Below are 25,693 nucleotides of genomic sequence, written 5' to 3' on the forward strand. Positions count from 1 at the left end.
TTCAACAAATTCTTGATTTTAAAAGGGAAAGACGTTCAGAAAAAACCTTTAAAGCCTCAAATTTATACCAGTTTTGAAGCATTCTATAGATTCTTGACGGAAAATTCTCTCGAACTGTTATTGCAATATGATGATCAATTAACTGGATAGTTTGTGCCTGATTGGTTATTTTAAGAATTTTTAAAGGATAAAGGCATCCTAAATAAAGATGTTTTTCATGATTGATATACTGGTAATGGGATTCTTGAAATATAGGATTGGAGAAAATCCAGTTCTTATGATAATCCAGAATTTCATGAACACGCTGATGGGAAACAGATGGATGAGCCTTTATTTTGATAATTTTATCTGTAGTGATTTCAAGGGTAATTCTGTTCCTATTATGAGTTAAATGAAGCTGACAGTTAATTTTTGATTTTTACAAGAAAAATCAAAATGTTTGACAGGATAATCCAAAATAAAACAGATTTTGAAGGGGACAATTATATCATAATACAAGATGGCTGGGGTGGGAGGATTCGAACCTCCGCATGGCGGAATCAAAATCCGCTGCCTTACCGCTTGGCTACACCCCAAGGTTTGTTAAAGCATCTTTTAAAGGAGTTATTAGGTTTCGTAAAGAGGAAAAATAAAAAAAATTTTAAAATTTATTGTTGGTTTCCATCTTTATCTGAATAATAGGAAGTATCCACTTGATTCTTCTTTTTTCCATTTTGATCTGTTACAGTTCTTTGAACACAATAACGAGCAAATTTTCCAGCTTTTTTAAAGCTTTTATCTAATGAAGCCATGGTTTGGGATAAATCTGAGCTTTCATCTTTTAACCAGATACGCATATTTAGCGCCCAAATGGCTGTCAGTCCCTTTATACAAGCAATTCCACGTAGGCCGCTTGTGTTGATTTCCGCTGCTTCAGCTAGCCATTTCATACTGTTTTGAATGGCTATCTGTAGAAGAAATGCTAATGGAGGGTTAAGGGGTAAGGAATGAATTGCAGAAATCAATCCTTGTCGATATTGTTGGAACGTATCAAACCGTTCCATAAAAAGATCGAATAAATATTCAGGAACGGGTTGATGCTGGTAGGATTGTTTCAATGCAGCCTGATCGGCGAGACGGTTCAGATAAAGTAAAAGGGAGGATTTGCAAGGGAATAATTTTCGTGCCATATCAAGCGAAACATTACAGCGTCGTGCCGCGTCACTTAATGACATGGCGTTCCATCCTTGTTCTGCCGCCAGATCCATGGAATTTTTTAAAATACGGTGGCGTATTTCTTCATCAGACATCATCAATCTCCTATATTGCTTTTGTTATTTTATGAAGATAAAGCCCTGGAACGATCTGCAGCTGCCTGTAGGGCCTTAGAAAGAATATGGGGCCATGCATCGGGTTGAATTAGAACATTAACAGCTTGTTCTGTTATCCCGTTAGGGGTCGCAACATTTTTTCTTAGTGTTTCCGCCTCTTCCCGGGAATGATTCAATAATGCGGCAGAGCCAATTACGGTTTGTCTGGCTAAAAGACGTGCCAGGTCTTCTGACAATCCTTTCTCTTGTCCTATCTTTTGCAATAATTCCGCTAATAGGAATATATAGGCGGGCCCACATCCAGCAATTGCTGTGGCGATGTCAATTTCCTGTTCTGTATCAAGCCATGCGGTTTTACCAATAGCATTAAACAATCGTTCTGCAATTTGTTTTTGATCCGATTGCGTTTGGGAGTTGGCAATCATGCTGGTCATACCTAATCCTAATTCTGAAGGGGTATTAGGCATAACTCTGATAATAGACTGATGATCTCCGAATTGTTGTTGTAACCAGGCAAGCGTTTTCCCGCCAAGAACGGAAATAACAGGTATATTTTTACACCATGGTTTTAAATGGGGGATAAGTTCGGCAGCTTGATCCGGTTTGACGGCAAGTACAACAGCTTCTGGTTGAAACGTTTTTGGAACATCCTGAATAGTATGTGTCAATCGATGTGGAGTAACTAGATCGAAATCATGTCGATTAACAATGAAAGAATGATTCAAGCCTTTTTTTATCCAGCCTTTTAACATGGCTTTCCCCATATGCCCGCAGCCAATCATTAAAAGGGAGGGAAGTGATGACATAATGAATTCCTCGATCAATAGTGAATAAAATAGGATTGTTTCTTTGTATATGATTGTAAGAATTCTAACATAAAAACGTCCAAATAAAAATATTTGTACATTGTCAGAAAAACCATATGTATTTAACAAAAATTAGTATTAAATAATTAGTATAAACTTTAATGTTTTATTTCATGAAAGAAAATTGTTCCATAATTTTTTTTAAGTTAAGTGCGTCCCAAGGCATGTGTTCTGCAAAAGTTATTCCGGCTATATTCTTTACGAGGGAAACATCCTGGATGATTTTGCTCAATTGGGGAATGGTCATTTCTCCTTTTACGTTATTAAAGGTTTGTGGTGAGATGGGATTATTTGAAAATTGCGAATAAAAAGATCGGGGATTAAGGACATCAACGTCCACATGTATTGCAAGATGCTCAAAATTGTTTTTTCTAATCCATGCCAAAATGGCTTGATTATCTGGGGTAAGATCAGGACTGGCAATGGTTTGCAATCCTAAATCATGTACAATTTTTTTTTCATAGGCATTGTTATAATTATGAATGCCAATGATTAAAACCTGGTTGGCTTTAAAAGGTAATCTGACTTCATTTGCAAGATATGGATCACCTTTTCCCAATAAATTTCCCAAAACCATTGCATGTTCTCGATCAAAATGTTTGGGGGTGGAAATATCGGGATGGGAATCAATCCATAACAACCCTATTTTTCCGTTATAATGTCTATTGAGATAGGCAAAAGGCGCCTGGCTAACAATACAAGTACCGCCGAATGTAATAATCCGATCAGGTTCGTGTTCATCTATAATTTTTTGCGTTGCTTTTAATTGATGAATAATGACATCTTGCCAAACAACACCATTTTCCCTGGTTCTTTGTTGTTGATGATAAGGTTCAATGGGAACTTCAACAATCGGGGATGTATTATTTTGGGGAGCTAAGAAAGCTAACAGACGAGCGCCCAGGGGATAGATCTCGCCGGAGGGTTGACTGTCATAATCTCTACTTTGCCATTCTGGAATTAGAAGTTTTAGGGTTTTGCAACGTTCAGTTTTATAAATCATAATTATTTTTCTTGTCTGAAAATTCAATGGAATTAAATTATTGAGCAAAAAGGAATTATGGATCAACAAGATAGCTAGAATTCAAGTTATTTTTGTACCGTTAGGCACGGGACGTTCCACGGTTGTAATAACGATTCCATCTTCTGTTTCAAAACCTGTTAGTAAGAATTGCGAACGAAAAGGACCAATTTGTTTTTCAGGAAAATTAATAATTCCTATAATTTGTTTATGAATCAAATCCTCGGCCTGGTAGAGTTTAACCAGTCGAGCGCTTGTTTTAAGCTTGCCATAGTGTCCAAAATCAACCCATATTTTATAGGCGGGTTTACGGGCTTCAGGAAATTTTTCTATTTTTATAATAGTTCCAGTTACCATTAAAATTTTTTCAAAATCTTTCCATTCTATTAAATCCATCAATAAAATTTCCCTGGATTGATCAATATAAAAGGGGTTTGAAATATCCCCCTGTTAAAATATTTACGATTAAATATTTGCTTTTTTTTCTAATTCTGTGATTTTTTCCTCAAGTTTTTTGACATGTTCTTCTAACTTTTCTTGAGCGGCACGGGTACGGCTGGCAATTTCTGTAACAATTTCAAATTCATCACGTCTGACCAGTTGAAGGGTTGACAAAACCTCATCAACCCGTCCCTTGACAATGGCAGCAATCTCTTCCTTGATACCACTGAAAACAGAAAATACACTGCCAGAAGCATGAGAGGCATCGTCAAATATTTTTTTTGGATTAGGCATGATTTTTCCTTATTATTATTTCAAAATTAGTAAATTAGTATAAGTTAATCTAATACGTTATCAAAGTTATAATATAGCATGTTTTTTTTAATTTATAATTTATGTGTATGAAAACAATATGATTATTATCACTGGTGCAACAGGGTTTATCGGTTCTTGTTTACAGGCCAGACTCTATGATTTGAAAGAGAAGACGGTTGTAATTGACTGGTTGGGGGATGAGGGAAAATGGCGCAATATTGCAAATCATGTGCCAACAGATTTAATTTTTCCTGAATATATTGATGATTTTCTGGTGCAGCATCGCAAAGTAATAAGGGCTGTCATTCATTTGGGTGCAATTAGTGAAACAACGGCCCGTGATGGGGATCTGGTTTGGAAAACCAATGTCAATTTGTCAAAAAAATTATGGCATTGGTGCGCTTTGAATCAGGTAAGATTTATTTATGCTTCATCTGCCGCAACCTATGGGGGAGCCAATCAGCTGGAGGAATTTACAGATGAACCCAACCATATTGCAGATTTAAAACCCTTGAATTTGTATGGGTGGTCCAAACAGGTTTTTGATCGATTTGTATTGGAACAGGTTAGGAATCATCAACCTGTCCCCCCGCAATGGGCCGGATTAAAATTTTTTAATGTATATGGACCAAATGAATATCACAAGGGCAAGATGATTTCAGTTGTAAAGGTCAAATTTGATGATATTCAGAAGGGAGGTGTTCCCCGTTTATTCAAGTCTGATCGCGATGGTTTGACAGACGGTGCCCAGGCCCGTGATTTTATTTGGGTTGGGGATGTTATTGAAATTATTTTATGGCTTTTAAACAATCCCGATGTAAATGGAATATATAATTGTGGTACCGGACAAGCTAGAACCTATCTTGATTTGGCATATGCCGTCTGTGATGCGGTTGGCTGTAAAAGAGAGGTTGAATTTATAGATATGCCCCAGAGTTTGCAGGGACAATATCAATATTTTACCCAAGCTGACATGACACGTTTGAAAGTTGCCGGATATCAACGGGCATTTACCTCATTGGAAGAAGGTATTTCAAAATATATTCAGGGTTATCTTTTACGGCCAGACCCTTATTTATAAAGTCATATTTTTTAATGAAAGACAGGTTTTATGTCATCTCCCTTGTATTATCCTAATTTTGATCCTGTTATGTTGCATATCGGCCCCTTATCGATACGTTGGTACGCTATGGCTTATATAGCAGCATTGCTTGCCGGTTGGTTTTTGGTAAGACGATTGGTTCAAAGGGAACCCGTGGTTGCAACTGTTACACAAGTTGATGATTTTTTAACTTGGGCAACGTTGGGCGTTATTTTGGGGGGACGTTTGGGATATGTTTGCTTTTATCAGCCTGCTTATTATTTAACGCATCCATTACAGATCATTCAGGTATGGCATGGAGGAATGTCCTTTCATGGTGGTGCTTTGGGGGTTATATTCGCCTTAATAATATTCACCCGTTATAACCGTTTAAGTTTTCTTGGTTTTTCTGATCGTGTCACAACCGTAGTGCCTATGGGACTAGGATTTGGAAGATTGGCAAATTTTATTAATGGGGAGCTAGTGGGTCGTGAAGCTCCGGACTGGCTACCCTGGCGTATGATTTATCCCGGTGTTGAAGGTGCAAGACATCCATCTGAATTATATGAATGTTTTTCAGAAGGTGTGTTGCTATTTTTTATCATGCTTTGCTTGATTCAATGTAAAGCCATTCGAGAGCGGCCAGGATTTCTTTCCGGTGTGTTTCTATTGGGGTATGCCATGGCACGAAGTGTTTGTGAGTTGTTTCGTGAGCCAGATGCTTTTTTGGGTTACTTTGCTTTTGGTTTGACGATGGGGCAAATTTTATGTATCCCAATGGCGATTGCCGGGATATATTTCATTTGGCAGTCTTATCAATTGCCGAAATTGCAAAATTTGACAGTTTCTGAAAAGTAAAGGCAGAAATGAAGAATTGTCCAGAAATGCGATTGGATCAATTTATGGAAAAGGCAAATGCCGCCTATTATGAAAAAAGGGATCCATTTTCTGATTTTATTACTGCACCTGAAATTTCACAGATTTTTGGTGAATTGATCGCGGTTTGGATCATTACGGTTATTCGGTCCATGTCCAAACCAGACAAATTGGCAATCGTGGAGGCCGGGCCGGGCCGGGGGACGCTCATGATGGATATTTTAAGAGTTTTATTCCGTTCGGCTCCTGATATCTGCCAATATTGTAAGGTTTTTCTGATTGAAACCTCGTCGCGTTTACGTCAAATTCAAGAAAATACATTGAAAAATTATGAAATTGAAATTCAATGGCTTGATTCTGTTTATGATATCCCGACTTTACCCCTGATTATGGTGGCGAATGAATTTCTTGACGCTTTACCTATTCGTCAGTTTATTTACAGGGGCGGAAAAAAATGGGATGAGAATTATGTTTCCCAAGGAAATATGTTTCATAAACCCATATTCCAATTGCCTTTTTCACCTGTATTCCAGCGCCCTATAAAGGTTGGTGACACTGTAGAGGTAAATGAAGCTGGACAGGATATTGTACAATATGTTTCAGCACATATCTGTCATTATGGGGGGGCGGCTTTATTTATTGATTATGGGTATTCTTCCCAGGTTTGGGGAGACAGTTTACAGGCAATTGCAAACCGAGAAAAAGTCTCTCCTTTTGTTCCGCCCGGAGAGGCTGATCTAACCGCTCATATAGATTTTCCTTCCTTGAAAGAAATTGCAGAAAAACAGAATGTGACTGTTTACGGGATACAAACACAAGGTGCTTTTTTAAAGCAGCTTGGCATACTGATAAGGGAAAAAATCTTATTGGATCATGTACCGATAGAACAACGAAATGAAATTCGGTCTTCTGTACAACGTTTGATTGACCCTACAGAAATGGGGGATTTGTTTAAAGTTATGGCAATTTGTAACGCTGAGTTATGTGCTCCACCGGGTTTTTAGGAAAACACACTATACTTTTTTATATTTCAAAAACAAGGCTAATTTAAAAGGGTTATAAATTTCATGAACTGTAAACCATTGGCCATTCAGCATTCCTTATTGTCGAATATTGTTCGGCATGGTTTTTTTACAAGAATAGGTGGGGTTTCTCAAGGAGAATATACTTCGTTAAATTGTGGTTTGAAATCAGGTGATAACCCTCATTTAATTATGGAGAACCGTAAAATTGTTGCTAAGTATATGAAGGTATCCCCGAATTATTTGTGGGGAGGGTTACAAATTCACAGCAATAAAGTTTTATGGATTACAAAATCGAATTGTATACCTGTTGAGGGGGATGGAGCCGTGACGACCGATCCTGATATTGCTATTAGTGTTGTTACAGCTGACTGTGCCCCTGTATTATTTAGTACAAAAACTGGTGATATTGTTGGGGCAGCCCATGCAGGCTGGCGGGGCGCAGCATGTGGAATTTTAGAAAATGTCGTGGATCAAATGGAGGCTTTGGGTGCGGATAGACAGGATATCATTGCTGTTGTAGGACCCTGTATTGCCGTGACACATTATGAAGTGCGGGAAGACATGCGTAATGAGGTTTTGAGACAGGATCCAGATGGAAGAGTTTTTTTTACCCCCGTTCGTGAAGGATATTATTTGTTTGATTTGGGTCGTTATTGTGTTAACCGGTTAAGACGTAAACATGTGGGTATTGCGGCTATAACAGGAAGGGATACATTTATGGATACCACTCATTTTTTTAGTAATCGTAGACGTGTCATGGAACGGAAAGCGGTGTTTGGACATCAAATTTCAACAATTGCCTGTCGTTAATATTCGTAAGGGAAATCATAAAGATGCAATTTAAAAGTTTAAAGTCTTTTAAGATTGGATTCAGTTTTTTAGGTGTTTTATCTTTAATAGGTTGCATCCAGGTTCCACATCCATTTGAAAAAAACAAAACCACATCATTGACGACACCTCCTCCGTCAAGGTTAATTGTTCCACCCCCTTCTAATTCAATGTTAAATGATAAAAACGCCCAGGGATTTGCCGAGGAAATGGCAAAGGCAATGTTGGAACAGACGGTTCCCGCAGTTGCACGACCCGCTCAAAAGGGGGACTGGATTTTATTGACCAAGGTGAGATCAGAAGAAGATATGATTATTCCTTCTTTTACAATTATTGCCCCTAATGGAAAAGTCGAAGCGGTGAGAAAAGGAATGCCCGTTTCAAAAAAGGATTGGATAAGTGGACAGCAAAGCATTTTTCATGATGTTTCAGAACAATCTGCGCCAATAATCAATCAGGTATTGACAGGATTACAAGCTCGGCAGATGGCGGCTGATCCACATAGTTTAAAACATCGGGCAGCCAAAATTTATTTCAAGGGTGTTTTTGGGGCTCCTGGAGACGGAAATAAAATTATTGCTCAGCAATTTGCTATTTCGTTTGCAGACAAGGCAAATGCTATTCAATATAAACCTGACCAGGCAGATTATACTGTGGATTGTCATGTAAGTGTAACAGATGGTGCGCAGGGGACACGTGGTAATCCGGTACAACATGTTGAAATTATTTGGCGGGTGACCGATAATAAGGGAAAAGAGGCGGGTAAAGTTTCACAAATCAATGATGTTCCTGCGCATCGTCTTGATCACTATTGGGGTGATATTGGCTCTGCGGTTGGAGAAGAGGCTGCTGGTGGGGTTAGGCAGGTCATCACTAATTATTCTGGTCGTGATAATCAGCCTTTGCCTGCAAATAATGCAAAAGAGTCCGCTTCTTCTAATGCACCAGAATTGAAAAATATTCAGATGCAACATAAATAATATGTTTTTTATGGTATAGATCGTTTTAACTGGTTCTGTGTGTTGGAGTTCGTTGATGAAAATTATTGCAGGGAATAGTAACCGTCCATTGGCAGAGGCGATTGCGGCAGAGTTGAAAATGCCTTTATGTGATGCGTCCGTACAACGTTTTTCGGACAAAGAAGTTTTTGTGGAAATCTACGAAAATGTAAGGGGTGAAGATATCTTTGCTGTACAAAGCACGAGTTATCCAACCAATGATAATCTTATGGAATTATTGATTATGTTGGATGCCCTGCGTAGAGGGTCTGCACGACGAATTACAGCTGTTATGCCCTATTTTGGCTATGCCCGGCAAGATCGCAAATCGGGTCCAAGAACGCCCATAAGCGCGAAGCTTGTTGCCAATCTTTTGGTTGAAGCAGGAGCGAATCGTATTTTAACACTCGATTTGCATGCAGGACAGATTCAGGGTTTTTTTGATATTCCTGTAGATAATTTATATGCGGCACCTCTATTCACACGTGATATTAAACATAAACATGCTGGTAAATCGAATTTAATGGTTGTTTCTCCTGACGTTGGCGGAGTTGTAAGAGCGCGTCAATTAGCAAAAAGACTTGATGTTGATTTGGCAATTATTGATAAGAGACGTGAGCGTGCCGGTGTTTCCGAGGTTATGAATGTTATTGGTCGCGTTAAGGGACGTCACTGTCTATTGGTCGATGACATTATCGATAGTGGCGGTTCACTTTGTAATGCGGCACAAGCTTTGATGGATGCGGGGGCAACTGGAATTGACGCATATGTGACCCATGGGGTTTTATCCGGCAGTGCCGCACAACGTGTTGAAGATTCCGTTATTGGAGAGTTAGTCATCACCGACAGTATCAAAATGACAGATGCAGTGCGTTCCGTTCGTAAAATTCGTCAGATTAGTTTGAATAATTTGATTGGTCGGGCCATTCGTGCCGTAGCGGATGAAAGCTCCGTTTCTTCTTTATTTGATTAATTATTTGAAAGGTATATCATTATGTCTCCTTTACTGCATCGACCCTACTGGTATCTTCGTCATGGGCAAACAGATTGGAATGTATCAAATCTGTCTCAGGGTAGAACAGATATACCTTTGAATAATACCGGCATTAAACAGGCCATAACCGCAGGGAATGCGTTGGCTAGAAACTGGAACAATTTAGAATTATCCATTACTCAGATTATAAGTTCACCTCTTGGAAGGGCAAGACGTACAGCAGATATTGTGAAATCAATCATTCATGACAAAGTTGGTGTCCAATTACCATTGGAATTGGATGATGGGCTCAAGGAGGTGTGTTTTGGTGAAGAGGAGCAAAAACCTATGGGACCATGGTATGACAAATGGATTTCAGGTGAATTTACGCCAAAAGGTGCCGAGCCTTTTCATGTTTTATGTAAAAGGATTAGCGACGCTGTAAACCGTTCTATACTGAAAGCTGGTGATGGTCATGTTTTGATTATTGCGCATGGAGGTGTTTTCCGTTCCTTGCGTTATATGATGGGATTAAAACCTAATGTAAGATTGGCCAATGCACAACCTTTATGTGCTTGTCCTCCCTTTCAGGGAGGTAAGTCCTGGTCTTTGGATCCTGTTTCTCTGGAAGCCTGATAGAGTTGGACTGGAAAGGGTGATGCAATTTTTCTCTTTCCTAGATAGGGTATTTATTGTGCAAATGATCGAAAGATGATTGCAACGGCTCGCCCGATTGACGCGGGAATTACACTTTGATGATCTTCATTTTCAAATTCTGTGCATGTTGTTGAAAGATCATCTATTTTTTTAAATGTTTCACAAGCTGCCAGAATACGAGAAACTTGCTGTTTTCTAAGAAGCTGTTGTTTTATTTTTGCGACTTGAGGAATTGATTGCCAATAATCAGGAAATTTCTGTTCATACTCTCCAACGGATAGGGATAGGGTGGGATGTAGTTTATGAACGTCAAGACTGGATTTAAAAGATTGGGTATGCTTGTCAATAATGCTTGGATCAAGCCATAAAGAAGGACTTGCGGCTATATAAATCTGATAGGAATCTGGATGATAGATAAGATTATATATTGTAAATAATCCACCAAAAGAGTGACCGAAGATGGCTTGTTTATGGTGATTAATTTTAAGATGTTTATCCAGTAGGGGTTTCAGATCATCTTGGATGAAATGATAAAAATAATCAGCCCCTCCAGTTTTGTATAAAATGGGGATCAAGGTATTTTGCGGTGGTGTTAAATCATAAGTTCGCAATTTAAGAATATTTTGATCTGGAGGATAGCCAATTCCAACAAGAACAGCATGATTTTTATGGATGTTATCCGGACGCTTTTCATAGGATCTTATTGTTTCCCGAACCGTGTCAAAAATACTGTTGGCATCTGTGATATAAATGATTGGATAACCATCTTCTGGGGGTGGTTCTTTTGGAATAGAGGCAAAAATCTTATAAATTTGTGATGTCTTTTTATTTTGCAGGTTAAAAGTAATAGTATCGTTGATTGTTAAGGGTTCGGTGGAAAGGCCAGCAAGGGGAGAATTACTGTTAATTGCCTTTACCGGACTGAATAACAGGAAATTCAGACAGACTAGTGTCAGATAGAACCAGAGGCGTATCATAAGATTATATCCATTATATTATTTGATAATGAAAAGAACATATTACCATTGTGCTCTTACCTGTCCCATTATAACGCGACGTGTTCCATAAAAACAGTTAACTTTTGATGCGCAAGCAACAACATATTTTTTATCAGCAATATTGGTTATATTCAGCTGTAATAAGGTGCTGTTAATTGTGGGAAAGCTGTTTTTAAGGTCATAATGTACCTGCATATCACCAATGACAAAGCTTGGGACCTTAAAACTGTTGGCATTATCCCCGAATGTATAACCATTGTAACGAATGCCACCGCCAATTCCAACACCCTTGAACATCCCCTGTTGCAGATCATATGTTATCCATCCAGAAACCAGATTGGCAGGAGCTCCCAATGGGCGGTTACCGATATTATTTTTATTTGTGTCAGCACGGATCTGGATATCATTGTAGGCATAGCTGGCGATAAGATTCAGTCCCGGCAATAATATTGCACGAGCTTCCAATTCAAAGCCGCGGGATCGTGTTCTGCCTGTCTGAATATTGTAGGTTGTATGTTCCGGATCGGTTGTGGTTACATTCTCTTGTGAAATGGTATAGGCAGAACCTGTCACCATGATATTGTTATTAGGCTGGTATTTGATCCCGACTTCATATTGATCTCCCTTAGTAGGTTTAAAAGCCTTACCTGCAAAGGTTGTCCCGGGTGTAGGCATGAAAGAGGTGGAATAGGAGAAATAGGGTGAAATTCCATTTTGAAAATTGTAAACGATACCGCCGCGATAGGTTACAGCTCGATCAAAATTAGAGGCTGATTTTCCGCCATATTTGAAATTGGTCGAGGTGCCGACCCAGTCATATCGCCCACCCATAATAAACGACCAGTTTCTATAATTTGCTTGATCTTGAATGTAAACACCCAACTGGTTCTGGGATTGTGTTCCGTATGAAGTGATTAGGGGTGTAAAACGTGCGCCATAAACAGGATTGAACAAATCAAGGCTTGGAATGGCCGTATTGCCCAAGGCACGTTTGGAATCTGCAAGCAGATAATCAATTCCTGTAATCAGTATATGTTTTACATTCCCTGTATCAACATGAAACTGAAGGTTACTGTCGATATTATAACTGTTCAAATGTTCATTTGATATTGTCGCCATTCTTGATACAGTTGCCTGATCACTGGCAAGTCCCTTGATAGAAATGGATCGGAAATCTGAATCAAGATGCAGGTATCTGAACTTCTGATTGAATTGAATAAAATCCGTAAAATCATGGGTTAGATTGTATTCAAACATATATTGAGAACGATGATACTGATCAAAACCAGGTTCACTGGTGTTAAGATGTGTTGAAATCTTTCCATGTCGATTTGGCAGAACTGTACCTGACGCGGGAAGTGCGATACCATAAAGGCTATTTGGATCATACTGATATAAGAAACGCATGGATACAGAAGTATCATCAGTGGCTTGCCAACTGATCTGGGGCATAATGGCGATATGGCGTTCCTTGGCAAAATCAACCTGTGTATCTCCATACCGTCCCACAGCTGTTACCCTATAGGAAAGTGTCTTGTCTTTGTTTAAAGAACCGCCAGCATCACCCATAATGTCTCCATAATTAAAGGAGGCACCACTTGCCCTCATTTCATAAGAGTCTACGGGACGTGCTTGTTTCATGGTCATATTTACAAAACCGCCTGGGCTGGCCTGTCCATAAAGTACGGAGGCGGGTCCGCGCAGGACTTCAACGCTTTGCATTAAATATTCATCAAAGGAAGGAACGGCATATGACATGCCACGTAAAAGACGAAGACCATCAAGGAACTGGACATAATTGGCATTTCCCCCAAATCCTCCAAACCCTCTTAAATAGATACTATCAAACCGTCCGCCTGGCCGACTTCCTGCAGAAATACCCGCACTATATGCAAGTGCATCCGAAACGGTCCTGGCATTTTGGTCATCCATCTGTTTGCGGGTGATGATGGTAATGGATTGGGGAACTTTTCTTAATGGACTGTTTGTCTTGGTAGCAACATCAGAATTGGTTTCAACGAATGGATTGTAATTACGTTTGCCAACGACGGTTATTTTTTCATTATCCTTGTTTTCTTGATCTTCCTTGGAATAGGCTATTGGGTCTGCAAAAATTGTTGTAGAAACGATTAATAAAGAGAATGTTACGGTAAAATAATTAAATCGCATAGATCAGATTTTCTTGCATAATTTGAGAATGATTGTAATTATTATTTTCAACAAGAAAGAAAATCAATTTGTATTTTACTTAAAATCTTCAATTAATTTAGAAAGATATTTGCACTTTTCCAGTTTATTAGGTAAAGAGGATAGTGCATCAACACCCCTGGAGGTTGATGTTTCAGTTTTGCCTTATTTACTAGGAGTTATAACGTGGCAAGAAATTTTGTTGAATTAAAAGTATCGATGCGTGCGAAGGCTGGTAAGGGGGCAGCGCGCGCAACCCGTCGTGAGGGACTGGTTCCTGCTGTTGTATATGGTGGCAAATCAGAACCAGCCATGATTGCCCTTGATCCGCGTCTTGTTATGCGTGAATTGGGAAAATCAGGATGGCGCTCTCAACTGTATCAATTGATGGTTGATGATAAGAGAACAGTTGCCTTGATGCGTGCCGTGCAATTACATCCCGTAACCGATCGACCATTACATGTGGATTTCCAACGTATGGTTGCTGGTCAGCATATTCGCGTTGAAATTCCGGTCACTTTTGAAGGTGAAGAAATCGCCCCTGGTGTAAAACGTGGCGGTGTTGTAAATATCGTTCAACATTCTGTTGAAGTAAACTGTGACGTTGAACATATTCCAGAAGCCTTTATTGCCGATCTTTCCAAATTGGATATTCACGATAATATTCGTTGGTCTGATTTAAAAGGCGCGGATAAAGTTACGCATACAAATCAGCATGAAGAAGATTTTGTAATTGCAACTATTGCGCCGCCAACCGTTGCAGTTGAAACAAGTGAAGAAACCTCGGAAGAAACATCTGAAGAAAAAACGGCCGAAGTTTCTACTGAAGAATAGTTTAACGAAAGAATAGATCATGTTACTGTGGGCTGGGCTTGGAAATCCCGAGCCTGGGATGCAGGCAAATCGTCATAATATCGGTTTTATGGCGATAGATCGAATTGCTGAACGTCATGGATTTTCTCCATGGCGTAAGCGGTTTAAGGGCGAAATTGCCGAAGGTATTATAAAGGGTGAAAAAATCCTTTTACTAAAACCTATGACCTATATGAATCTTTCTGGTGAAAGTATTCAGCCTTGTATCGCTTTTTATAAAATTCCACTTGATAACCTTTTTGTATTTCATGATGAAATGGATTTGGTCCCTGCCAAGATACGGATTAAAAAAGGGGGAGGGGCGGCTGGTCATAATGGTTTGCGTTCTACGGATAAAATGCTTGGCAGTCAGGACTATTGGCGTGTGCGCTTGGGAATAGGGCATCCAGAAGACAGATCTCAAGTTGTACGTTATGTCTTGGGAGATTTTTCAAAACAGGATAGGGAATGGCTTGATCCATTTATTGATGCAGTTGCGGAAAAGGCATCATTGTTAACTGAACGAAAAATGGACGCTTATCTATCCAAAGTGGCTTTATTGTTAAAAGGATAAAAAAGATATGGGGTTTAATTGTGGTATTGTTGGACTGCCTAATGTTGGAAAATCAACATTATTTAATGCGTTAACGGCAACGGTTGCCGCTCAATCGGCGAATTATCCATTTTGCACCATTGAACCCAATGTTGGACGGGTTGCTGTCCCCGACCCGCGTTTGACTATTTTATCAGAAATTACGCATTCTCAAAGAATTATTCCCACAAGCTTGGAATTTGTTGATATTGCAGGCCTGGTTAAGGGAGCTTCACGTGGAGAAGGGCTCGGAAACCAGTTTTTGGCGAATATCCGAGAGGTTGATGCAATTATCCATGTTCTGCGTTGTTTTGAAAACGATGATATCACGCATGTTGAAGGGTCTGTGAATCCTATTCGGGATGCTGAAATTATCGAGACAGAGTTGATGATTGCAGATTTGGAAAGTTTAGAAAAAAGAACGGTTGCTTTACAGAAAAAAGCCAGAGGAAATGATAAAGAGGCTCAGGCCACTCTTGAATTAATTGAACCTTTGATCAAGGCCCTGCAGGATGGTAAGCCGGTTAGGGATGTCATTCCTGTTGGCGAGGAGAAGGCCATTGCCCGATTACAGCTTCTAACGAGCAAACCTGTTTTATATGTGTGTAATGTTAACGAAGAAGCCGCCGCAACTGGAAATGGGTATTCTCGGCAGGTTATTGAAATGGCAAGAAAACAGGGGGCTGAAGTCGTTATTGTTTCTGCTGATATCGAGGCAGAGGTCAGTCAGTTGGGTAAAGAGGATCAGACAGAATTTTTATCGGGTCTGGGCTTGGAAAATAGTGGTCTCGATCGTGTTATTGCTGCAGGATACAGATTGTTAAATCTGATTACCTATTTTACATGTGGTCCAAAAGAAACCCGTGCTTGGACAATTTCAGAAGGAACCAAGGCCCCGCAAGCGGCGGCAGTTATTCACAATGACTTTGAACGGGGATTTATTGCCTGTGAAACGATCGCTTATGATGATTATGTTAAATATAAGGGGGAAGCTGGAGCAAAAGAGGCCGGTAAAGTTCGAATTGAAGGAAAAGACTATATCGTTCATGATGGAGATATTTTATTGTTCAGATTTAATGTATAATCTGCAATAATTTATTTGTTTAAAATTATTAAGGAGTAGGTGGAGTGAATCGCAATTCTACCTTATCTCAATCGAACTCGATCCAACAATTGGCTAGAAAGGTTAAAAAAGCTTCTTATTCATTGGCTCACAGTTCACTCCAACAGCGTAACAAAGCCTTGCTTTGTGCAGCACAAGCGCTGCGTGCTTCAATGAATGCCATCCTGTCTGTTAATTCCGAGGAAGTGGAGAAAACAGAAGTTGGTGAAGCCTTTAAGGATCGTATGACATTGAATGAAAACCGGTTGGAGGCAATGGCGCATGGCTTGGAGGCGATTGCGACGTTACCTGATCCTTTAGGAAAAGAGCAGGCTTGCTGGACAAGACCAAATGGACTGGAAATTAGACGAGTTACCGTTCCTCTGGGTGTTATTGGCATGATTTATGAAAGTCGTCCGAATGTTGGTGCTGATGCGGCAGGTATTTGTATCAAATCTGGTAATGGTGTTATATTACGAGGTGGTTCCGAATGCTATCAAACGGCAATTCTAATCCATCAGGCCATGCAAAAGGGTGTTCAGGAGGCCGGCCTTGATCCTGATATAATAGCCATGGCACCGGATAATAATCGTCAACATGTGAAAGACATGTTGCAGGCCGTTGGATTAATTGATGTTTTAATCCCTCGTGGGGGACGATCCCTTGTTGAATTCATTCAGAAAGAGGCCCGTATACCTGTTTTGGCTCATGCAGCTGGATTATGTCACACCTATATACATGGATTAGCGGATTTCGAGAAAGCACGTGCTGTTTTAATAAATGCAAAAATGCGTCGAACAGGGATTTGTGGTGCCACTGAAACTTTATTGATTGATCAAGCGGTAGCCAGACAATATTTACCCAAATTAGCCGATGACTTAATTGAGCTGGGATGCCGTCTGGTCGGAGACACTATGGCAGTGAAAATTGATTCCCGTATCGATGTGGCAAAGGAAAATGATTTTGCCACAGAATGGCTGGATTCGGTGTTATCAGTTAAGGTAGTTAAAAATATTTATCAGGCAATTCAGCATATATTAAAATATGGTAGTGGACATACCGAGGCTATTTTAACTGAGGATAAAGAGGTTGCCCGTTATTTTATGGATCATGTTGAGAGTGCTGTTGTTATGTGGAATGCCTCCACACAATTTTGTGATGGAGGTGAATTTGGGTTTGGAGCCGAAATTGGCATTGCTACAGGTCGTTTACATGCACGAGGACCTGTTGGAGTTGAACAATTAACAAGTTATCGTTATGAAGTTATTGGAAATGGACAGGTGAGACCTATATGATATCAATACCGACATGGGGTGATCAGAGAAATATAAAGGTTGGATTATTAGGCGGATCCTTTAATCCTGTTCATAGTGGTCATTTACAACTGGCTCGTCGGGCTTTTACCATTTTACAATTGGATCAGGTATGGTTGATGGTATCTCCGGGGAATCCTTTGAAAACCGGAAAAGAAATGGCTTCTTTTTCGGAACGTTTTCAAGGGGTACAAAAATGCGTTGATGGTCGGCATATCATTGCGACAGATATAGAAAGCCGGTTACATACACGGTATAGTTACGATACGTTGAAAAAATTATATCAGCGCTTCCCAAATTGTAAATTTGTTTGGCTGATGGGCGCTGATGGATTGTCACAAATGGCATTCTGGTCAAGATGGCAAAAGATTTTACGGCTCGTGCCTATAGCAATTTTTCCACGCCCTCCTTATATTTATAAGGCATTAAACGGAAAGGCTGCACAATGGGCCCGCTCATATCGGTTGTCCTCACAGAAAGCTTCGGTTTTGGCCAGTTATAAGCCGCCAGCTTGGGTATTTGTTCCATCTCCAGAAAACAAAATTTCAGCCACAATTTTAAGGGCTCAAGGAAGATCAGGTTTATAATGGTTACATGTAAATATTAAACAATAGAAATAGGGTTATTAATGAATCAAAATAATTTATCGGAAACATTACAACAAAACAGACAACAACATGATATCAATGACAAAACGATTATAGATATTGAAAAATTGCAGAAATGCGTCAATTTGATTATTGAATCTTTGGAAGGAGATAAGGCGGAGAATATTGTTGTCATTGATTTGGTAGGAAAAGCTTCATTTGCAGATCGTATGGTTATTGCAACAGGTATGGTGGATCGCCAGATCATGGCAATGGCTGAACATCTTGACAAGATTTTGTATGAACAGGGAATCAGAAAGATCGCAATAGAAAAAAGCAGTGATTGGGTTTTATTAGATACAGGAGATATTATAGTTCATTTGTTTCGAGCAGAGGCAAGAGAATATTATAATATTGAACGTATTTGGGGGGTTGAAATTCCTGAATTTTCTGAACCTGATCAAGTCTAATTTTTCTATGTTTTCAATTATTGCCATTGGCAAAATGCGGGATAGGGCAGAACTGGATTTATTCAATCGTTATGCCAAACGTATTCGTCCCAGTTTGGAACTAATTGAAATTAATGAAAGCAAAGGTCAGCCTATTGAGACCAAGATAAAGGACGCTCAAAATCTTTTGAAGGCAGTTCCAGAAAAATCCTTGATCATTAGTTTGGATGAGGGTGGAAAAAGTTATAACAGTTTTGATTTTGCAATGCATATGCAAAAGTGTTTGGAATTATCTAAATCAATTTCATTTTTAATTGGCGGGGCAGAGGGATTGCACGCTTCTGCAATCAAGACCTCTCACTCTGTTATTTCCTTGGGAAAGTTAACCTGGCCTCATATGATCGCCAGAATCTTGTTAACTGAACAAATCTACAGGGCTCAAATGATCTTGTCGGGACACCCCTATCACCGACAGGGTCGTCCGTAGGCTATTTTAAAGAGCGGTTAGGGGCGTCAGATCCAAAGAGATCACTGTCAGAAATGTTTGGCGCCAATGCAACTTCAGTTGTTGTTTTTGCTGTAGCGGCGTCAGCTGTCCACGTCCGTATATTTCCTTTTGTATTTTCACGAATAATAGGACGGGTTGTTTCCTGAGTGGATGGATATATAAATCCATGAGTAGGATAGATACTTCCAAAGGCATTTTTATTGCCATTTAAAGCCACACGAACGGCTGACCAGTCATTGTTTGCGGATACGTCTATGACAGGTGTATTATGACTGATACCTCTTTGCGCCCAATGAGATTGGTCGATTATGATTGTTCGCGAATCAACCACTTGTTTTACGACGGCAACATGTCCCAGGGGCATTCTTCTGGTTGGACGAAAACTCAAAACACTATTTGCTTCCGGAGTGTTTCCACGTTTATAGACGCCTTCCGCATTATTCCACCAGTCCCTTGCATTTCCCTTTAATTGAATGTCAGAAGCGGATCGGGCAAAAGCGACACACTGGATGACATGACCATAAGATTTGTGTTTGAATTTATAGATTCGGGTTCTGAAATGTGAATTTCTTGTATGATGAGTGGCAGAAACCTTGTGAACATTCGCTTTTTTATGGATTCTTTTATGTATATGATGAACAGGGGAGCGTGCCTCTACATTTGTTGACACAGTGTAAAAAGATACAAGGGAAAAAAGTAGAATTTTAATTCTTCTGGGAATAACAGGTTGAATCTTTTCCATTGGAATCCTGGTAGGTTAGGGCTTGGATTTTACGACGAACAAAATTTACTTATACTGATCTGTATATCAAGGGCAATATTAATTTGGGAGTTTTTTATTTTTTTAGAAAAATTTCTCTGAATGTGTTCTGTTATGGTGCAAAATAGCAACGATCGTATGGTTAAGGTTATTATTTGAATATTTATTTATATTTGTATAAAGAATGAATATTGTTGAAGTAACAAGCTATAAATATTAAGGGTGAACACGCTTTGTTTTTAGAAATGTCCAGTTTGAAAATAGAAATTATTCCAGTTACACCCATCTATCAAAATTGTACACTAGTTTGGAACAAGGATAATAATATTGGAGTTGCAATAGATCCGGGTGCATATGTTGATACGATTCTTTCTGCAATTCAAACCAATCATATAGATATACAGGCTATTTTGTTAACGCATGGTCATTTTGATCATGTTGGTGGGGCTATGTTGTTACAGGAAAAACTTGGGCAAATATATAATAGGGCGGTTCCTCTTCTTGGTCCATCAAAAGAGGATTTGTTCTTGTTAAGTAAAGTTGTTGAAAACTGTAACCATTTCGGTTTTCCCACTTCAGAGATCCGAGATGTTAAACCATCGCGTTTTTTAAAGGATAAAGAGCGTTTGACATTTGATGGAATAAATTTTGAAGTTATTCATATTCCTGGTCATACGCCAGGTCATATAGTTTATTTTGAACCTTCTGCACGTTTGTTAATTACCGGAGATACTCTTTTCAAGGGCACGATAGGACGTTCTGATTGGGAATATGGTAATGGAGCTCTGCTGATCAAAAGCATCAAAGAGCGTTTATTAACATTGGGAGATGATATTTACTTTATACCCGGGCATGGAATGGGTAGCACCATTGGTGTTGAAAAAAAGACTAATCCATTATTAACTTAAAAATTCAGGATGTCTAAAATGAAAAATTTTTTTTTCCGCTATAGTTCAGTATTAGTAGGAATTGTAGGATTATTTACAGGAATGAGCCGGGAGGTTGTTGCAGAAAATCCCGATCATGTAATAAATAAAGCGCAGGCTGAATTGGCAAAAGAACCTCTGACAATTTCCTCTAAAGATGGAAGAAAGCATAGTTTTATAATAGAAGTTGCGAAAACCCCTAAAGAGCAAGAGGTAGGGGAGATGTTTAGAACTTCAATTCCTGAAAATGGCGGAATGTTGTTTATGTGGCCAGCCCCGCAACGTAGCATGATGTGGATGAAAAATACACTTGTTTCCCTGGATATGGTTTTTATTGGTGCGGATCATCATATTCAAGCAATTGCTGAAAATACGGTGCCATATAGTTTGGCTTCTGTCAGTAGCCAGGGTCCGGTCATCGCCACCTTGGAGTTGAAAGGTGGGATAACAGAAAAATTGGGGATCAAGGTAGGGGATGTGGTTGATAGTGCAATTTTTGATAATTCCATATCAAATAAAAAAAAATCTGTACAAAATCAATAATAACAGTTTAGAAAATAAAAAAATCTGCTGGAAGAAATACCAGCAGATTATAAAACAAATTATGTAAAACAAAATTTCAGATAAAAGCTACTTGGCGTGTAACTTGGATGGATAGGGTTTATGTGCCTCCAGGAACCATAGTTGTTGATCCATTGCACGGGACACCTCGGTAAACAAGTCAGAAGTATCCGCATCACCAGCCTCATCAGCTTCATCAATAGCTTTGCGAAGGGCATTGGCATAGATTGCAAATCGTTCAGAAAGTGCGGTCAAATGGTCATCGACACTGATGATATCTGTTGGATATTCAGCAATGCTTGAATTCTTGGCGATTTCCTGAGTTGTTCCCAAGGCTGTTCCACCGATGGCGGCAATTCTTTCAGCCATTTTATCATTCAGCTCGTTTTGTTCACTGCGGAAATCATCCATCATTTTATGAACGCCTATAAAATTGTGTCCTTTCATATTCCAGTGGGCCTGTTTGGTAATAAGCGCGATATCAAGACCATCCGCAAGACGGGCATTTAATAGTTGGATAACAACGGTTTTAGTATTGGAATGCAAATTATTACGAGTAGGATGTAGCGGGTATTTTGTTTTGGTCATTAGACTATCTCCTAAAATAATTATTTGTAAGAATTATAAAATATTTTAAGTAATGATACAATAATAGTTTATTTTTAATTATGAGTTGTCGATTTTATTTAATAATTAATTAATATTTATTTATGGTAAAGTTAAGTGTTCAGAAAATAATTAAGCAAGGCTTCAGACTTGAAGATCTGGGAAAATTCTGATTATAATCCGTTTTTTATAATTTTAAGTGACAAGAGCTCAAAAGTGATTTTTTTGATTACGGGTGCGGCAGGATTTATCGGTTTTCATATTTCAAAAAAATTGTTAGAACGTGGTGAAACGGTTATTGGTTTGGATAATCTTAATGATTACTATTCCATCGGTTTAAAAAATGCTCGATGTGACAGATTAAAAGAATATAAAAATTTTATTTTTCATCAAGTTGATATTTCTGATCAAGAGGCGATAACCTCATTATTCGACAAATATAGAGATATTAATTATATAGTTCATTTAGCCGCACAAGCGGGGGTAAGATATTCCCTGAAAAATCCTTTTGCCTATATCCAGACCAATGTTACAGGACAGTTGGTTATATTAGAGGAAGCACGTAGATTGGAAAAACTGGAGCGCATTTTTTACGCTTCATCTTCTTCCGTCTATGGGTTGAATAAAAAGATTCCTTTCAGTGAAAAAGATCGCGTCGATAAACCGGGTTCGGTTTACGCGGCTTCCAAAAGGTCTGCCGAATTATTGTCTTATAGTTACAGTCATGTTTATGGCCTGAAACAAACGGGATTACGGTTTTTTACAGTATATGGTCCATGGGGTAGACCTGATATGGCATACTATATATTTGCAAGGGCAATTGAACATCAACAGCCAATCACATTATATACAGGGGATAATCTTTCACGTGATTTTACCTACATTGATGATGTAGTGGGTGCATTAACAAGTTTATTTGATTGTTTTACCTTGGAGGATTATGACGTATATAATATCGGGAATAATTGTCAGGAACGGGTTGAAAAACTTATTGTATATTTGGAAAATTATCTCGGTAAGAAAGCATTGATCAATTATGTAACTCGCCCTAATACGGATATTGAGGCGACACTTTCAGATATCAGAAAAATCAAACAAAAAACGGGCTGGTTACCCAAAACAAACCTAAAAAACGGTGTCGAATATTTTGTCAGATGGTTCAAGGGGTATATTTAATATCGATTAAGATTTGGACTGATTATTGTCCAAATCTTAAACTCTAAATAAATCAGGCTATATGTAATTGTTGTTGATACTCTGATTTTTCATTAATATAATAATCATGGGATAGTACTTGGATTATCAATATGCCGGGTTTGTCAGCTTTGCCATTGTCAATATTTATTACAGCATTACCATTAGTCCAGCGAGCATTGGCATTTTCCCGTGTATGCCAGCCATCCAAGGTATGAGAGGAGAGGTGCTCTGTTAGGGAGAATGCTTGGTTTTTACGCAAAAGCGTCACATTTCCAATTAAAACACCGAGTATGCGACGGTCATCAATGTAGGGACCGATAACCCGGTTTGGGCAGCTCGCACGAGAAACTAAACGTACATATACGGTGTCTGGTGGAATCTTAAAAGCAACATATCCTTCTTTTTGATATAGTTTGGTCAAAGTTATTCCAGTATTGGTTACCAGGCGCAATGCACTGTCATTGGTGATGCTTTTTTCAGGCAGTTCAATTTTATAACCTAAATCTTTAGCCCTATCCATTAAGTGACTGAAAATAGGCTCAACCAATTCCTTTGTTGTTCCCAAGGGAGCTGCTGAATCAATATTCCAGCTTTTTCCCCGATTGATAATGCTGATCACTTTTTGGTCGTGATTGAATACGGAGCGATGTCCTGTATCCAGATAGCTTTCAGTCAGAGCGCCATCAGCTTTGATGATTGCGTGTTCTTCAGTTTCAATGTGATAATAGGTATATTCTTTAATTGAATGATCATAAAAGATGGTGGATCCATTAATCAGCATGCGAACCGGAATGAAATGATTCTTAAAGAACATGCAATGTTCGGCTGTAATCAACATATCCTTAAAAGGAACACCATCAGTGATCGCATTTTTGATAATACGTACAGGATATCCGGCATTCTCGTCATTAAGGGTTGTTTTGACTTTGATTGTACGATGACCTACCCAAATAACAGGAGATGGTTTTTCTTTACCGTCAAGATAGGTGGTTATCTGGTCCCCCTCTTTAATATGTTCAACGGCTATTAAACCTTTAGGGCTGGCTATCATCGTGCCTTCCAAGAAACAAGGATCGGAATTGTCCTGGTTGTTGATTATACCACCGTTTACCAATACCTGGTATGTTCCGGCACCCTTGTCAACACCAACATAAGATCCATCAAAAACACCCCCTTGTGTTAAATCGACAACTCGGTTCTGACCGTTCGAATCTGATGCACAAAAAGGAGCGGTGGCAGATTGATAGAAAAAATCATGCTTAGTAACAGAGCCTTTTGCGCCATTGTAATTTATGGAATAAAAGGTGTTATTTTCTGTTACTGCGCCAACGTGATTATTAATGGTGCTGTTTGATAATATGGAATCTTTAAGAGTCCCATAATTATTAATGGTGGAATCAGCTGATCTTGTATTTATTGTTACCCTGAGATGTTCAACAACAGCTCCTTTATTGATGGTCAAGGAATTAATGTCCACAAGATTGATAGGGCCTTCAACGATAATTTTCGTGATATTATTTGTATAAACTGTTCTTCCAGTATCCGGATCCAGGCTTGCAACCCAGTCTCCACCGATAAAAACAGGATTTTCATTCAATCTTACCAATGTTTGGTTTATATTATTTATATAATTATTTTTTACATCTATATTTCCAAATTCTGTACCGCCATTTAATGTGAAATTACCAACCGTTGGTTCACCTTTGATAATAGGATTTATTATTTTGGCATTATTCAGTAAATTGAACCCACTGACAATGCCATTGTCAGGTGTAAAATGATAGGCACCATTCGCAGAGATAAGATGTGAATCATAAATCTGCCCGTTATTATATCCACCAAAAGTATCATTTTTTGAAATGCCTTGGATACCCTTGCATATGTCTGCCATATTTATTGATGTATACGTGTTGTTTTGAGATAAACCACCATCTTCAATATTTAACCAGGCGTTATAAACATTTGAATTTTGAAGTATTCCACCATTTTGAATGTCAACGGTTGGCCATTGCCCATCACTGGTAATTACTATCAAATCAGTGGCAACCGCACCATTCTCTACAATTAATTTACCTCCAGATATATTGATGGGTCCTTCATAAATACCATCAGGTGCGCCAAAACAAGTATCAGCACCGATGACTTTGTACATGGTTTTTCCGGTTGCCTGGTCATAATAAGCATGAATTGTCGCATTGACGAAGGTGGTATTCTGGTTATGAATGGTTACCATTCTACGAGTAATATGATAATTTCTATCTTGTATAATTTCTTCCTCTATTTTTGAGGATTTATTATTGTCTGCCATTATATATTAATTCTTTCTAAAATGTTTCGAAACAATTTTTGCAATATCGTTGCAGTTTATTTAATATTTATAATTCTTTATAAGTAATATTTACGTATTTATAACATTTTGTAAACAAAATAATAATTATTAAAGGCATATATATTTAAAAAAACATGGTTACTTTATAAAAGGCCTTGGCATTTATTTGATTCTATAGGTGTAGTTTCTTATAACCTTATGAATATTAATAAAATTTTTAAAAAAATAATTTAACAAAATTGAGAGTGATGGAATCGGAGATTTGGATGTATTGTTGGCTGGGTTATGGTTATTTAAGGTGTAAGGTCTTGATAACCTATTATTTTTGTTATTGG

At 38.7% G+C, this 25,693-nt stretch carries 28 protein-coding genes and 1 tRNA gene; 17 read left to right on the forward strand and 12 right to left on the reverse strand.

The window, feature by feature from the left end:
• Position 1 precedes the first annotated feature (1 nt).
• From H3T46_RS09060 to H3T46_RS08460, 7 genes are all read right to left on the reverse strand, one after another.
• Positions 2–409, reverse strand: a complete 408-nt coding sequence (locus H3T46_RS09060) for a YgjP-like metallopeptidase domain-containing protein (RefSeq protein ID WP_198198277.1) — start codon at positions 407–409, stop codon at positions 2–4.
• A gap of 91 nt (positions 410–500) precedes the next feature.
• A tRNA-Gln gene (locus tag H3T46_RS08435) sits at positions 501–575 on the reverse strand.
• A 72-nt stretch (positions 576–647) separates the two neighbouring features.
• Positions 648–1,292 carry a TetR/AcrR family transcriptional regulator gene (locus H3T46_RS08440; RefSeq protein WP_155567611.1) on the reverse strand — a complete coding sequence of 215 codons (645 nt, stop codon included), beginning with the start codon at positions 1,290–1,292 and terminating at the stop codon, positions 648–650.
• Positions 1,293–1,318: 26 nt separating this feature from the next.
• Complete coding sequence (gene proC, locus H3T46_RS08445) at positions 1,319–2,116, reverse strand: pyrroline-5-carboxylate reductase (protein WP_198198254.1); 798 nt, start codon at positions 2,114–2,116, stop codon at positions 1,319–1,321.
• A 166-nt stretch (positions 2,117–2,282) separates the two neighbouring features.
• Positions 2,283–3,179 (reverse strand): arginase family protein, encoded by an 897-nt coding sequence (locus tag H3T46_RS08450; protein ID WP_198198252.1) that lies wholly within the window; start codon positions 3,177–3,179, stop codon positions 2,283–2,285.
• An 81-nt stretch (positions 3,180–3,260) separates the two neighbouring features.
• Positions 3,261–3,593, reverse strand: coding sequence for a tRNA-binding protein (locus H3T46_RS08455; RefSeq protein WP_198198250.1), 333 nt, complete (start codon positions 3,591–3,593; stop codon positions 3,261–3,263).
• Between the two features lie 69 nt (positions 3,594–3,662).
• Positions 3,663–3,932 (reverse strand): accessory factor UbiK family protein, encoded by a 270-nt coding sequence (locus H3T46_RS08460; protein ID WP_110439567.1) that lies wholly within the window; start codon positions 3,930–3,932, stop codon positions 3,663–3,665.
• A gap of 118 nt (positions 3,933–4,050) precedes the next feature.
• On the opposite strand from H3T46_RS08460, the gene rfaD reads away from it, so the two are divergent.
• From rfaD to H3T46_RS08495, 7 genes are all read left to right on the forward strand, one after another.
• On the forward strand, positions 4,051–5,034 hold the full coding sequence (rfaD, locus tag H3T46_RS08465) for an ADP-glyceromanno-heptose 6-epimerase (protein WP_155579992.1): 984 nt from the start codon (positions 4,051–4,053) through the stop codon (positions 5,032–5,034).
• Between the two features lie 30 nt (positions 5,035–5,064).
• Positions 5,065–5,892, forward strand: coding sequence for a prolipoprotein diacylglyceryl transferase (lgt, locus tag H3T46_RS08470; protein ID WP_155564916.1), 828 nt, complete (start codon positions 5,065–5,067; stop codon positions 5,890–5,892).
• An 8-nt stretch (positions 5,893–5,900) separates the two neighbouring features.
• Positions 5,901–6,914 carry a class I SAM-dependent methyltransferase gene (locus H3T46_RS08475; RefSeq protein ID WP_198198248.1) on the forward strand — a complete coding sequence of 338 codons (1,014 nt, stop codon included), beginning with the start codon at positions 5,901–5,903 and terminating at the stop codon, positions 6,912–6,914.
• Positions 6,915–6,977: 63 nt separating this feature from the next.
• Positions 6,978–7,745 carry a peptidoglycan editing factor PgeF gene (pgeF, locus tag H3T46_RS08480; protein ID WP_198198246.1) on the forward strand — a complete coding sequence of 256 codons (768 nt, stop codon included), beginning with the start codon at positions 6,978–6,980 and terminating at the stop codon, positions 7,743–7,745.
• Between the two features lie 23 nt (positions 7,746–7,768).
• Positions 7,769–8,743 carry a hypothetical protein gene (locus H3T46_RS08485; RefSeq protein ID WP_155568806.1) on the forward strand — a complete coding sequence of 325 codons (975 nt, stop codon included), beginning with the start codon at positions 7,769–7,771 and terminating at the stop codon, positions 8,741–8,743.
• Between the two features lie 55 nt (positions 8,744–8,798).
• Entirely contained in the window at positions 8,799–9,734 is a 936-nt protein-coding gene (locus H3T46_RS08490) for a ribose-phosphate pyrophosphokinase (RefSeq protein ID WP_110439573.1), read from the forward strand.
• A gap of 21 nt (positions 9,735–9,755) precedes the next feature.
• Complete coding sequence (locus tag H3T46_RS08495; protein ID WP_110439574.1) at positions 9,756–10,370, forward strand: histidine phosphatase family protein; 615 nt, start codon at positions 9,756–9,758, stop codon at positions 10,368–10,370.
• Between the two features lie 53 nt (positions 10,371–10,423).
• Here H3T46_RS08495 and H3T46_RS08500 read toward each other — a convergent pair whose 3' ends face one another.
• Both H3T46_RS08500 and H3T46_RS08505 read right to left on the reverse strand, forming a co-directional pair.
• Entirely contained in the window at positions 10,424–11,368 is a 945-nt protein-coding gene (locus H3T46_RS08500) for an alpha/beta hydrolase (protein ID WP_198198244.1), read from the reverse strand.
• A 42-nt stretch (positions 11,369–11,410) separates the two neighbouring features.
• Complete coding sequence (locus H3T46_RS08505; protein ID WP_198198242.1) at positions 11,411–13,558, reverse strand: TonB-dependent siderophore receptor; 2,148 nt, start codon at positions 13,556–13,558, stop codon at positions 11,411–11,413.
• 204 nt (positions 13,559–13,762) lie between these two features.
• Here H3T46_RS08505 and H3T46_RS08510 point away from each other — a divergent pair, with 204 nt between their 5' ends.
• The 7 genes from H3T46_RS08510 to H3T46_RS08540 are packed head-to-tail and all read left to right on the forward strand — an operon-like array spanning position 13,763 to position 18,958.
• Positions 13,763–14,410, forward strand: coding sequence for a 50S ribosomal protein L25/general stress protein Ctc (locus H3T46_RS08510; RefSeq protein WP_255412384.1), 648 nt, complete (start codon positions 13,763–13,765; stop codon positions 14,408–14,410).
• A gap of 19 nt (positions 14,411–14,429) precedes the next feature.
• A complete protein-coding gene (pth, locus tag H3T46_RS08515) occupies positions 14,430–15,002 on the forward strand; it encodes an aminoacyl-tRNA hydrolase (protein WP_155564923.1) in 573 nt (190 codons plus the stop codon).
• Positions 15,003–15,009: 7 nt separating this feature from the next.
• On the forward strand, positions 15,010–16,104 hold the full coding sequence (ychF, locus tag H3T46_RS08520; protein ID WP_198198240.1) for a redox-regulated ATPase YchF: 1,095 nt from the start codon (positions 15,010–15,012) through the stop codon (positions 16,102–16,104).
• Between the two features lie 44 nt (positions 16,105–16,148).
• Positions 16,149–17,417 (forward strand): glutamate-5-semialdehyde dehydrogenase, encoded by a 1,269-nt coding sequence (locus H3T46_RS08525; protein WP_198198238.1) that lies wholly within the window; start codon positions 16,149–16,151, stop codon positions 17,415–17,417.
• Entirely contained in the window at positions 17,414–18,022 is a 609-nt protein-coding gene (locus H3T46_RS08530; RefSeq protein WP_155580000.1) for a nicotinate-nucleotide adenylyltransferase, read from the forward strand. The genes H3T46_RS08525 and H3T46_RS08530 overlap by 4 nt, the downstream gene beginning before the upstream one ends.
• Before the next feature lie 41 nt (positions 18,023–18,063).
• Complete coding sequence (rsfS, locus tag H3T46_RS08535) at positions 18,064–18,492, forward strand: ribosome silencing factor (RefSeq protein WP_155580001.1); 429 nt, start codon at positions 18,064–18,066, stop codon at positions 18,490–18,492.
• A gap of 7 nt (positions 18,493–18,499) precedes the next feature.
• Entirely contained in the window at positions 18,500–18,958 is a 459-nt protein-coding gene (locus tag H3T46_RS08540) for a 23S rRNA (pseudouridine(1915)-N(3))-methyltransferase RlmH (RefSeq protein ID WP_198198236.1), read from the forward strand.
• Between the two features lies 1 nt (position 18,959).
• Here the strand turns inward: H3T46_RS08540 and H3T46_RS08545 are convergent, their stop codons facing one another.
• Positions 18,960–19,721 (reverse strand): CHAP domain-containing protein, encoded by a 762-nt coding sequence (locus tag H3T46_RS08545; protein ID WP_198198234.1) that lies wholly within the window; start codon positions 19,719–19,721, stop codon positions 18,960–18,962.
• Between the two features lie 263 nt (positions 19,722–19,984).
• Between H3T46_RS08545 and H3T46_RS08550 the strand changes: the two genes are divergently transcribed.
• Positions 19,985–20,647: an MBL fold metallo-hydrolase gene (locus H3T46_RS08550; protein WP_155564928.1), complete on the forward strand. Its 663-nt coding sequence runs from the start codon at positions 19,985–19,987 to the stop codon at positions 20,645–20,647.
• Positions 20,648–20,728: 81 nt separating this feature from the next.
• Entirely contained in the window at positions 20,729–21,208 is a 480-nt protein-coding gene (locus tag H3T46_RS08555) for a DUF192 domain-containing protein (protein ID WP_155566306.1), read from the forward strand.
• Between the two features lie 87 nt (positions 21,209–21,295).
• On the opposite strand, the gene dps is transcribed toward H3T46_RS08555, so the two are convergent.
• Entirely contained in the window at positions 21,296–21,814 is a 519-nt protein-coding gene (gene dps / locus H3T46_RS08560) for a DNA starvation/stationary phase protection protein Dps (RefSeq protein ID WP_155564929.1), read from the reverse strand.
• Positions 21,815–22,048: 234 nt separating this feature from the next.
• On the opposite strand from dps, the gene H3T46_RS08565 reads away from it, so the two are divergent.
• On the forward strand, positions 22,049–23,008 hold the full coding sequence (locus H3T46_RS08565; protein ID WP_198198232.1) for an SDR family NAD(P)-dependent oxidoreductase: 960 nt from the start codon (positions 22,049–22,051) through the stop codon (positions 23,006–23,008).
• A gap of 52 nt (positions 23,009–23,060) precedes the next feature.
• Here H3T46_RS08565 and H3T46_RS08570 read toward each other — a convergent pair whose 3' ends face one another.
• Positions 23,061–25,337 carry a Hint domain-containing protein gene (locus tag H3T46_RS08570; RefSeq protein ID WP_155566301.1) on the reverse strand — a complete coding sequence of 759 codons (2,277 nt, stop codon included), beginning with the start codon at positions 25,335–25,337 and terminating at the stop codon, positions 23,061–23,063.
• Between the last annotated feature and the right edge of the window lie 356 nt (positions 25,338–25,693).

Source organism: Commensalibacter sp. M0133 (genome assembly GCF_016101485.1).
GTDB classification, from domain to species: domain Bacteria; phylum Pseudomonadota; class Alphaproteobacteria; order Acetobacterales; family Acetobacteraceae; genus Commensalibacter; species Commensalibacter melissae.